This is a genomic window from Micromonospora sp. M61, assembly GCF_018070245.1.
Taxonomy (GTDB): domain Bacteria; phylum Actinomycetota; class Actinomycetes; order Mycobacteriales; family Micromonosporaceae; genus Micromonospora; species Micromonospora zamorensis.
This window is the reverse complement of sequence record NZ_JAGPYA010000106.1, coordinates 1-9,920: the sequence shown is the minus strand read 5'-3', so window position 1 is coordinate 9,920 and position 9,920 is coordinate 1. Positions and strand designations below refer to the sequence as shown.

General features: G+C 70.4%; 10 protein-coding genes. 4 read left to right on the top strand and 6 right to left on the bottom strand.

Going from position 1 to position 9,920, the window contains the following annotated elements:
- Positions 1 to 147: 147 nt before the first annotated feature.
- Together KBX34_RS32120 and KBX34_RS32115 are read right to left on the bottom strand one after the other, a co-directional pair.
- Positions 148 to 1,587 (bottom strand): GuaB1 family IMP dehydrogenase-related protein, encoded by a 1,440-nt coding sequence (locus KBX34_RS32120; RefSeq protein WP_099850479.1) that lies wholly within the window; start codon positions 1,585 to 1,587, stop codon positions 148 to 150.
- Between the two features lie 82 nt (positions 1,588 to 1,669).
- Complete coding sequence (locus tag KBX34_RS32115) at positions 1,670 to 2,266, bottom strand: LysE/ArgO family amino acid transporter (protein ID WP_099850481.1); 597 nt, start codon at positions 2,264 to 2,266, stop codon at positions 1,670 to 1,672.
- Between the two features lie 69 nt (positions 2,267 to 2,335).
- Here KBX34_RS32115 and KBX34_RS32110 point away from each other — a divergent pair, with 69 nt between their 5' ends.
- Positions 2,336 to 3,229 (top strand): LysR family transcriptional regulator ArgP, encoded by an 894-nt coding sequence (locus tag KBX34_RS32110; RefSeq protein WP_210928830.1) that lies wholly within the window; start codon positions 2,336 to 2,338, stop codon positions 3,227 to 3,229.
- A 75-nt stretch (positions 3,230 to 3,304) separates the two neighbouring features.
- Here KBX34_RS32110 and KBX34_RS32105 read toward each other — a convergent pair whose 3' ends face one another.
- Entirely contained in the window at positions 3,305 to 5,056 is a 1,752-nt protein-coding gene (locus KBX34_RS32105; protein WP_210793275.1) for a biotin carboxylase N-terminal domain-containing protein, read from the bottom strand.
- 148 nt (positions 5,057 to 5,204) lie between these two features.
- Between KBX34_RS32105 and KBX34_RS32100 the strand changes: the two genes are divergently transcribed.
- The 3 genes from KBX34_RS32100 to KBX34_RS32090 all read left to right on the top strand — a co-directional run bounded on the left by KBX34_RS32100 (position 5,205) and on the right by KBX34_RS32090 (position 7,722).
- Entirely contained in the window at positions 5,205 to 5,816 is a 612-nt protein-coding gene (locus tag KBX34_RS32100; protein WP_210928832.1) for a PadR family transcriptional regulator, read from the top strand.
- 121 nt (positions 5,817 to 5,937) lie between these two features.
- Complete coding sequence (locus tag KBX34_RS32095) at positions 5,938 to 6,897, top strand: ATP-binding cassette domain-containing protein (protein WP_210928828.1); 960 nt, start codon at positions 5,938 to 5,940, stop codon at positions 6,895 to 6,897.
- Between the two features lie 69 nt (positions 6,898 to 6,966).
- On the top strand, positions 6,967 to 7,722 hold the full coding sequence (locus KBX34_RS32090; RefSeq protein ID WP_088946186.1) for an ABC transporter permease: 756 nt from the start codon (positions 6,967 to 6,969) through the stop codon (positions 7,720 to 7,722).
- A 133-nt stretch (positions 7,723 to 7,855) separates the two neighbouring features.
- Here the strand turns inward: KBX34_RS32090 and KBX34_RS32085 are convergent, their stop codons facing one another.
- From KBX34_RS32085 to KBX34_RS32075, 3 genes are all read right to left on the bottom strand, one after another.
- On the bottom strand, positions 7,856 to 8,509 hold the full coding sequence (locus tag KBX34_RS32085; RefSeq protein WP_210793273.1) for an O-methyltransferase: 654 nt from the start codon (positions 8,507 to 8,509) through the stop codon (positions 7,856 to 7,858).
- Positions 8,506 to 9,174: a nucleoside triphosphate pyrophosphatase gene (locus KBX34_RS32080; RefSeq protein ID WP_099850491.1), complete on the bottom strand. Its 669-nt coding sequence runs from the start codon at positions 9,172 to 9,174 to the stop codon at positions 8,506 to 8,508. The genes KBX34_RS32085 and KBX34_RS32080 overlap by 4 nt, the downstream gene beginning before the upstream one ends.
- A 148-nt stretch (positions 9,175 to 9,322) precedes the next feature.
- Positions 9,323 to 9,920, bottom strand: a 598-nt coding sequence (locus KBX34_RS32075; RefSeq protein ID WP_210928820.1) for a S8 family serine peptidase, incomplete at its 5' end; no start/stop codon positions are given.

Below are 9,920 nucleotides of genomic sequence, written 5' to 3'. Positions count from 1 at the left end.
ACACCCGCCCCCGCCAGACACTCGGCTGGGCAACCCCAGCCGAGCGCCTGGACCACCTCATCGCCACCTGACGATTGCACTCACCCCTTGACCCCAAGCCGAGGTCGACGGCAATAACTTCATGATCAACGAGGACGGGTGGTGGGGTTACCAGCTTGTGGGGAGGGGCATTCCTTCGGTGAAGCCGGCGGCGCTCTGCACGCCGACGATCGCCCGGTCGTGGAACTGCGTCAGGTCCCGTGCGCCGGCGTACGTGAACGCGCTGCGCACCCCGGCGATGATCTCGTCGATCAGGTCCTCGACGCCGGGTCGCGCCGGGTCCAGGTGCATCCGGGCCGAGGAGATGCCCTCCTCGAACACCGCCTTGCGGGCCCGGTCGTACGGGCTGTCGTCGGCGGTACGGGCACTGACCGCCCGGGCCGAGGCCATCCCGAAGCTCTCCTTGTACCGCCGGCCGTCCGCGTCGGTGTACAGGTCACCGGGGGACTCGTAGGTGCCGGCGAACCAGGAGCCGATCATCACGTTCGACGCCCCGGCGGCGAGCGCGAGCGCCACGTCCCGTGGGTGGCGCACCCCGCCGTCGGCCCAGACGTGCCGGCCCAACTCGCGGGCGGCGGCGGCGCAGTCGAGCACGGCGGAGAACTGCGGCCGACCCACGCCGGTCATCATCCGGGTGGTGCACATGGCACCCGGCCCGACGCCGACCTTGATGATGTCCGCCCCGGCCTCGACCAGGTCGCGTACCCCCTCGGCGGTCACCACGTTGCCAGCCGCCACCGGCACCCCCGGGTCCAGCTTGCGGACCGCCTGAAGCGCCGAGATCATCCGCGCCTGGTGGCCGTGCGCGGTGTCCACTACCAGCGTGTCCACCCCCGCCTCCAGCAGCGCGGCGGCCTTGCCGGTCACGTCACCGTTGATGCCGACCGCCGCGGCGATGCGAAGCCGACCGCGGTCGTCCACGGCCGGCGTGTAGAGGGTCGCGCGCAGCGCGCCCTGCCGGGTCAGCACCCCGACCAGCCGACCCTCGGCGTCCACCACCGGGGCGAGCCGGCGACGGCCTGCCGAGAGCAGGTCGAAACCGGTACGCGGGTCCGCGTCCGCCGGCACTGTGTGCAGCTCGGTGGACATCACGTGCCGCAGCTGAGCGAACCGGTCCACGCCCGTGGTGTCCGCCTCGGTCACCACGCCCATCGGCCGGCCGGCGTCGTCGACCACGATCACCGCGCCGTGCGAACGCTTGGGCAGCAGGTGGATGGCGTCGCCCACGGTCTCGGTGGGCCCCAGGGTGATCGGCGTGTCGTAGACCAGGTGCCGCTGCTTGACCCAGGCGACGACATTCGCCACCACCTCGATCGGGATGTCCTGCGGGATCACCGCGATCGCGCCCCGGCGGGCCACCGTCTCGGCCATCCGCCGGCCGGCGACCGCTGTCATGTTCGACACGACCAGCGGGATGGTGGTGCCGGTGCCGTCGCTGGTGGAAAGGTCGACGTCGAGCCGGGAACCCAGGTCGGAGCGGGCCGGCGCCATGAAGACGTCGGTATAGGTCAGGTCGTGCGCGGGAGCCGCGCCGTGTAGGAACCGCACTCGGCCCATCATCCCCGCTCGTGGAGCGTCCCGCCGCCGGTGGTCGTGGAAAACACTCCCGTCGACGCCGCGTCAGAGCTGGTCAGCCCACCAGGAGCGCCACGGCGAGGCCAGCCATCACGACGGCGATGACCGCGTCCAGCACCCGCCAGGCGCCGGCGCGGGCGAGCAGCGGCGCGAGGCGCTGCGCGCCGACGCCGAGGGCGGTGAACCAGACCCCGCTGGCCAGGGCGGCTCCGGCGCCGAACACCCACCGGTGCGGGTGCTGCTGGGCCACCCCGCCGAGCAGCAGCACGGTGTCCAGGTAGACGTGGGGGTTCAGGTAGGTGAAGGCGGCGCAGGCGAGCAGGGTCGCCCCCAGCGTGGCTGGCGGACGCTCGGTGGGCAACAGGGCGCCGGGACGCAGCGCGCGGCGGGCGGCGAGCAGCGCGTAGCAGAGGAGGAACGCGGCTCCGCCCCACCGGATCGCCGCCAGGAGGCCTGGCCGACCCGTCACCAGCGTGCCGACCCCGGCCACGCCCGCCATGATCAGCAGCGCGTCCGACGCGGCGCAGGTCAGCACCACGGGTACGACATGCTCGCGGCGCAGGCCCTGACGCAGGACGAAGGCGTTCTGGGCGCCGATGGCGACGATGAGGGCGATGGAGATCGAGAAGCCGGCGACGGCGGAGGTGAGCACGGATCGACGCTAGGGCTCTCGACCTCCACCAGTCCAACTAAAGATTCTGACGCAACTTAAGCTCTGCTTATGGACGGTCTCGACTCGGCGCAGCTGCGCACGCTCGCCGCGGTGGTGTCGGAGGGCAGCTTCGACGCGGCGGCCCGGCTGCTGCACGTCACGCCGTCGGCGGTGAGTCAACGGATCAAGGCATTGGAGGAGACCGTCGGCCAGGTGCTGGTGCGCCGGGCCCGACCGTGTGTGGCGACCGACGCCGGCCGTCCACTGCTGCGCCTGGCAGGCCAGCTCACGCTGCTCGAACGGGAGGCACTGGCCGACGCCCGCGGCCCGCTGGCCGGTGGTGGCCGCGTCCGGGTCGCCGTGGTGGTCAACGCGGACTCACTGGCCACCTGGTTCCCCGCCGCGCTGGCCCGGTTGCCGCAGGAGGCCGGGCTCTCCTTCGACCTGCGGCAGGATGACCAGGACCACACCGCCGAGCTGCTCCGGGACGGTTCGGTGACGGCGGCGGTCACCGCCCAGCGGGAGGCCGTGCAGGGCTGTCGTGTGCTGCGGCTCGGGGCCATGCGCTACCGCGCGCTGGCCACCCCGGAGTTCGCGTCGTCCCACTTCGCCGGGGGTTTGACCGCGTCCGCGCTGGCGGTCACGCCGCTGATCGTCTTCGACCGGAAGGACCGGGTGCAGCACCGCTTCATCCGTGCGGTGGCGGGCCGACCGCTCGACCCGCCGGTGCACTACGTGCCGTCGGTGCCGGCCATCAGCGAGGCCCTCCGGCTCGGGTTGGGCTGGAGCCTGGTGCCGGAGCAGATCGCCGAGGCCGACCTGGCCACCGGTTGCTGCGTCGACCTCGTGCCAGGCCGACACCTGGACGTCCCGCTCCACTGGCAGCACTGGCGACTGGAGTCGGACGTGCTGAACGCCCTGACCGCCGCCGTCCGCGCGGTCGCCGCCGAGAGCCTGCGCTGACCGCCGGCCCCGTCTAACCCACTACGTCGGGGCCGATCGCCCGCCGGAGCCGTCAGGGGCCTTCCGGGCAGTCGCTCAGGCGATGGTGCAGATGGGGGCGCCGGCGGTGATCACGGCGCCGACCTCGGCGCTGAGACCGCTGACCGTACCCGCCTTGTGGGCGTGCAACGGCTGCTCCATCTTCATCGCCTCCAACACCACCACCAGGTCGCCCTCGGCCACGGTGTCGCCGTCCGCCACTGCGATCTTGACGATGGTGCCCTGCATCGGTGAGGCGAGAGTGTCGCCGCCGACCGGAGCGCCGGCCTTGGCACCGCCACCGCGCCGGCCCGCCTTGCGGGAGGCGGGTGCCGCGGTGGTCGTACTCCCGCCGAAGCTGGCGGGGAGGCTGACCTCGAGGCGCTTGCCACCCACCTCGACCACGACGGTCGCGCGTTCGGCCGGCGCCTCGGCGGCGCCGGCGGCGGCGGTGAACGGCGGCACGGTGTTGTGGAACTCCGTCTCGATCCACCGGGTGTGCACGCTGAACGGCTCGGCGGTGAACGCCTCGTCTCGCACGACCAGCCGGTGGAACGGCAGTGCGGTGGCCATGCCGTCGAGGACCATCTCGTCCAGCGCGCGACGGGCGCGCTCCAGCGCCTCGGTCCGCGTCTCACCGGTGATGATCACCTTGGCGAGCAGCGAGTCGAAGTTGCCGCCGATCACGTCGCCGGCCGAGATGCCGGTGTCTACCCGCACGCCCGGGCCGGTGGGCAGCCGCAGTGCGGTGACCGTGCCCGGGGCCGGCAGGAAGTTGCGGCCCGGGTCCTCGCCGTTGATCCGGAACTCGATGGAGTGCCCACGCGGTGTCGGGTCCTCGGTGATCCGCAGCTTCTCACCGTCGGCGATCCGGAACTGCTCGCGGACCAGGTCGATGCCGGCGGTCTCCTCGGTGACCGGGTGCTCGACCTGGAGTCGGGTGTTGACCTCCAGGAAGGAGATGGTGCCGTCCACGCCGACCAGGTATTCGACGGTGCCGGCGCCGTGGTAACCGGCTTCGCGGCAGATCGCCTTGGCGCTGTCGTGGATCTGGGCCCGCTGGGCGTCGCTGAGGAACGGCGCGGGAGCCTCCTCCACGAGCTTCTGGTGCCGACGCTGCAACGAGCAGTCCCGGGTGCCGACCACGATCACGTTGCCGTGCTGGTCGGCGAGGACCTGCGCCTCGACGTGCCGGGGCTTGTCCAGGTAACGCTCGACGAAGCACTCGCCCCGGCCGAACGCCGCGACCGCCTCCCGGGTGGCCGACTCGAAGAGCTGCGGGATCTCCTCCATCGTCCGGGCGACCTTGAGGCCGCGTCCGCCGCCACCGAAGGCGGCCTTGATGGCGACCGGCAGGCCGTGGTCGACGGCGAACGCCATCACCTCGTCCGGGTTGGCCACCGGGTCCGGGGTGCCCGGCACCAGCGGAGCGCCGGCGCGCTGGGCGATGTGCCGCGCTGTCACCTTGTCGCCCAGGTCGCGGATCGCCTGCGGGGTGGGGCCGATCCAGGTCAGCCCGGCGTCGATGACAGCCTGGGCGAAGTCGGCGTTCTCGGAGAGGAAGCCGTAGCCGGGGTGCACGGCGTCGGCGCCGGACCGGGCGGCGACGTCGAGCAGTTTGTCGATGCGCAGGTACGTCTCGGTCGCGCTGTCGCCGCCGAGCGCGTACGCCTCGTCCGCGAGAGTGGCGTGCAGGGCGTCACGGTCGGAGTCCGCGTACACGGCGACGCTGTCCAGACCGGCGTCGCGGCACGCACGAATCACCCGGACGGCGATCTCGCCGCGGTTGGCGATGAGTACCTTGCGCACCTTCGTGGCTCCTCCCGGGCAGGTTACTGACGGGGAGTGTATCGGCCACCCTGCTGGCCCTAACGATCGCTCAGTGTGGGATGCCGCACTGTGCCGCAACGCTCTAGTCAAACTTGTCTATTACGCTTGTGTGGTGTCTTCGACTCGATTGATGATCCTCGGTCTGGTGCGGTGGATGCAGCCCGTGCACGGCTACGACGTGCGCCGCGAGCTGTTGAGCTGGGGTGCCGACAAGTGGGCGAACGTGCAGCCCGGCTCGATCTATCACGCCTTGCGCAAGCTCAGCGAGGAAGGGCTGCTCAGGGCCGTTGCCACCGAGCAGGTCGGTGCCCGTCCGGCACGGACCACGTACGAGGTGACGTCGACGGGGGAGGACGAGTTTCAGACGTTGCTGCGCGGCTTCTGGTGGGGGCTGTCCGAGCCGCTGGACCCCTTCTCCGCGGCGTTCGGCTTCCTGCCGGCGCTGCCCCGCACCGAGGCGGCGGCGGCCCTACGGAACCGGGCCAACCTGCTGCGCGCCAGCGTCGCCTCGATGCGTGCCTCGTTGGAGTCCGACTGGATGCGCAAGAGCAAGCCGGTGCACGTCGGTTGGTTGTTCGAACTCTGGTCGGAGCGGGCGGAGGCTGAGCTGGGCTGGTGCGAGCGGATCGCGGAACGGATCGAATCCGGTGTGTCGTACCTGCCTGCTGAGCTGGAGAACGCCGAAGGTTGGTCGGGTTGGGGGAACGACGGGGGCCCGCCGGGCTCCAACGCGAAATAATCAACGTTGACCATAGAAGCTATATCGCGTTAGCCTGCTGACGGCACAGCGGGGGAGTGCGCCGTCCGGCGTCGTCCCACTCGGAGGTCGGCCCGGCCGACCCGAACGACCAGGAGCAGAGATGATCGAGACCAGGGGGCTGCGGAAGTCCTTCCGCTCCCGCGCGGGTCGAGAGACGAAGACGGTGGACGCCGTGCGGGGCGTCGACCTCAAGGTCACCGAGGGCGAGATCTTCGGCTTTCTCGGCCCGAACGGCGCAGGCAAGACCACCACGCTGCGGATGCTCGCCACGTTGATCGAGCCGGACGGCGGCGACGCCACCATCGCCGGCGCCGACCTGCGCAAGGACCCGGCCGAGGTGCGCCGACGGATCGGCTACGTCCCGCAGGGTGGCAGCACCTGGGACGAGTCCACCGCCCGCGAGGAGCTGGTGCTGCACGCCCGCATGTACGGCATCGGCAAGGCCGACGCGCAGAGCCGCGCCGCCCGCGCGCTGGACGCCTTCCAGCTCACCGAGTACGCCGACCGCAAGTGCAAGACCTACTCCGGTGGTCAGCGCCGGCGGGTCGAGATCGCGCTCGGCATCATCCACGAACCGAAGATCGTCTTCCTGGACGAGCCGACCACCGGCCTCGACCCGCAGAGCCGCGCGCACATGTGGGACGAGATCCGGAGGCTGCGCAACGACGGGATGACCGTCTTCATCACCACGCACTACCTGGACGAGGCCGACGCGCTCTGCGACCGGATCGCGATCATGGACAACGGCGAGATCGTGGCCGAGGGCACCCCCGCCGAGCTCAAGCGGGAGATCTCCGGCGACGTCGTGCTGGTCGGCCTCGACCTGGCCGCCACCCCGCAGGCCGCCCAGTCGCTCGACGGCGAGGCGTACGTCAACAAGCTGGAAACCGTCGACGAGGGCGGCCTGCGCCTCTACGTCGACGAGGGCGCCACCGCCATCCCGCAGGTGCTACGCCGACTCGACCACGCAGGCCTGGAGTTGCGCTCGATCGAGCTGCACCGACCCAGCCTGGACGACGTCTTCCTCACCAAGACCGGCCGCTCGCTGCGCGAGTCCTGACCAGCAGCGGGCCGGGCTCTTCTACCGGCACCGCTCGCTGCGCGAGTCCTGACCACCCGGAGACCACTCATGAAATTCGCCCGTGACACGTGGCTGATCTTCCAGCGGCAGACCCAGTTGCTGCTGCGCAACCCGGTCTGGGTCTTCGTCGGCGTCTTCCAGCCGGTGATGTACCTGCTGCTCTTCGCCCCGCTGCTCAAGCCAGCCCTGAATGCACCCACCCAGGCAGCCGCCTACAAGATCTTCGTACCCGGTCTGCTCGTCCTGCTGGCCATCTTCGGTGGCCTGTTCCAGGGCTTCGGCCTCATCGCCGAGCTGCGAGCCGGGGTCATCGAACGCTCCCGGGTCACCCCGATCAGCCGGCTCGCCCTGCTGCTCGGCCGCTCGCTGCGCGACGTGGTCTCACTTCTCGTGCAGGCCGTCATCATCACCCTGTTGGCGCTCCTGTTCGACCTGCGGGTGTTCATCGGTGACCTGCTGCTGGCGTACCTGATGCTGGCCCTCATCGCCCTCATGACCTCGGCCGTCTCCTACGGCGTGGCGCTCAAGGTCAAGAGCGAGGACGCGCTGGCCCCCCTGATGAACACCGTGGCACAGCCGGTGCTGCTGCTGTCCGGCATCCTGCTGCCGCTGACGTTCGCGCCCGGTTGGTTGCAGGGCATCGCCGACTGGAACCCGTTCTCCTGGGCGGTCGACGGCACCCGCGCGTTGTTCGCCGGTGACCTGGGCAGCGACAAGGTCTGGCAGGGCCTGAGCATCACCGCGGTGCTCGCCGTGCTGGGCGTCTACTGGGCGGCACGCCAGTTCGCCCGCAGCGTCCGCTAGAAGCTGGCCGGCCTGCCTGCCTGGGGCTGTCCTGGCTTGCCTGCTCGCCCTTGATCGACTCGGTTTCCTGGAGTCGGGGTGTCCTACCGCGTGGGATGCCGCGACTTCCAGGAACTCGAGTCGATCATTGCGCTCAGCGCACCCGGGCGAGGGTGAGGCCGTCCGCGATCGGCAGCATCACCGGGTCCACCCGTACGTCGGCGAGCACCTCGTCGTTGAAGGCGGCGATGGCGCGGTCTCCTTCGTTCTGCGGCGCGAGGATCCGCCCGCCGCGCAGGACGTTGTCGACCGCGATCACTCCACCGGGTCGCATCCGGGGCACCAACTCGGCCCAGTAGACCGGGTAGCCCGTCTTGTCGGCGTCGATGAACGCGAAGTCCAGGTAGCGCTCGTGCGGCAACTCCCGCAACGTCTCCCCGGCCGGGCCGATCCGCAGGTCGATCCGGTCCTGCACACCGGCACGCGCCCAGTAGCGCCGGGCGATGCCGGTGAACTCTTCGGAGACGTCGAAGCAGGTCAGTTGCCCACCGTCGGGCAACCCGCGGGCGATCGCCAGCGACGACAGCCCGGTGAACGTGCCGACCTCGACGGCCTGTCGCACGTCGAGGAGCCGGGTCAGGAAGGTGAGGAAGGCCGCCTGCTCCGGTGCCACCTGCATGGAGGCGTGCTCCGGCAACACCGACCGGGTTTCCTCGGCCAGGTCCTGGATGATCTCGTCCGGCGGAGCGCCGTGTGCGACAAGGTACGCGTGCAGCTCATCGGTGAGCGGGATCGACTTGGTGGTCATGACCGGACGTTACCGAGTGGCTCGACAGATTGGCCGCCCGGCGCGACCTTCGTCCAGAGGTCGGTGATCCGCAGATCGAGTTCGGCGAGGAGGCGGCGCAGCAGCGGCATCGACAACCCGACCACAGTGCCCGGGTCACCCTCGATCCGCTCCACGAACGCCCCACCGAGCCCGTCGATCGTGAACGCGCCGGCCACGGCCAGCGGCTCGCCACTGGCCACGTACGCGGCGATCTCGTCGTCACTGATGTCGGCAAAGTGGACGGTTGTCGAGGCGACCGCCTCCGCGCGTCGCCCGGCGACCACGTCGATCAGGCAGTGCCCACTGTGCAGAACACCGCTGCGCCCCCGCATCCGCAGCCAGCGTCGGGTCGCATCCGCCGGGTCCGCCGGCTTACCGAGGATCTCCCCGTCGAAGGCCAGCACTGAGTCACAGCCGATCACCAGCGTCCGTTGATCGGTGGCCGGGCTCAGCCGGGTCAGCACCGCCTGTGCCTTGAGCCGCGCCAACTCCAGGCACAACTCCTCGGCCCGGTCGGTCACGACCAGGGATTCGTCCACCCCGCTGACCAGCACGTCCGGCTCGATGCCGGCGGCCTGGAGGGACTTACGACGGGCAGGGCTCGCCGAAGCGAGCACGAGGCGGAGCGGCAAAGAGTCAGACACGAGCCCGACGTTACCGGCAAGCCCTCCACCACGACTCAAGACTCGGGCTCGCCTTTGATCGACTCGGGTTCCTTGAAATCGCGGTGTCCTGCTGGCCTGGATACCGGGACATCAAGAAACCCGAGTCGATCAGCCTGCCGCAGACCGATCAGCGACTGATTCTGGGCGGCGGATCATCACTGCGGCGCCGACGCCGCGCCACCACCGCCCAAGCCACCCCGGTAGCCACGATCACGCCCAGAGTGGCCAGGCCACGAGCCGTCGCGCCGCTGCCATCATCACCCGGCCGCTGCCCGGCCGCCGTCGTCGGCGGGCCAGCACCGGCCGGCGCGCTCACAGACTCAAACCCAAGCGGCGGTACGTCTGCCGTCAGTGCCGCCACCAGGTCGATCACGCCATAGCCGTACTCGTCGTCACGCCCAGACGGGCCCTTGTCGACGGCGGTCGCAGTGAGCCGGTGCGCTACCTCACGTGCGGGCAGATAGGGGTACTTCGACCTGATCAAGGCAGCCGCCCCTGCCACGATCGCCGTCGCGCTCGATGTGCCAGTGCCCTTCGAATACTTGCCGTCGTAACTGGTGCTGTAGATATCGACTGCGGGCGCGACCACGTCGATCTCCGGCCCGGTCACCGAGATTGCCGCGTGTAGTCCAGCGCGATCAACGCCACCGACGGCTATTACACCGGCTTCACTTGCCGGATATCCAACGGCCTGATCGCGAGGAAGATTGCCAACGCCAGCTACA

Coding starts and splice junctions, on each gene's coding strand:
- KBX34_RS32095 (WP_210928828.1), top strand. CDS start 5,938: ATGATCGAGACCAGGGGGCTGCGGAAGTCCTTCCGCTCCCGCGCGGGT.
- KBX34_RS32090 (WP_088946186.1), top strand. CDS start 6,967: ATGAAATTCGCCCGTGACACGTGGCTGATCTTCCAGCGGCAGACCCAG.
- KBX34_RS32110 (WP_210928830.1), top strand. CDS start 2,336: ATGGACGGTCTCGACTCGGCGCAGCTGCGCACGCTCGCCGCGGTGGTG.
- KBX34_RS32085 (WP_210793273.1), bottom strand. CDS start 8,509: ATGACCACCAAGTCGATCCCGCTCACCGATGAGCTGCACGCGTACCTT.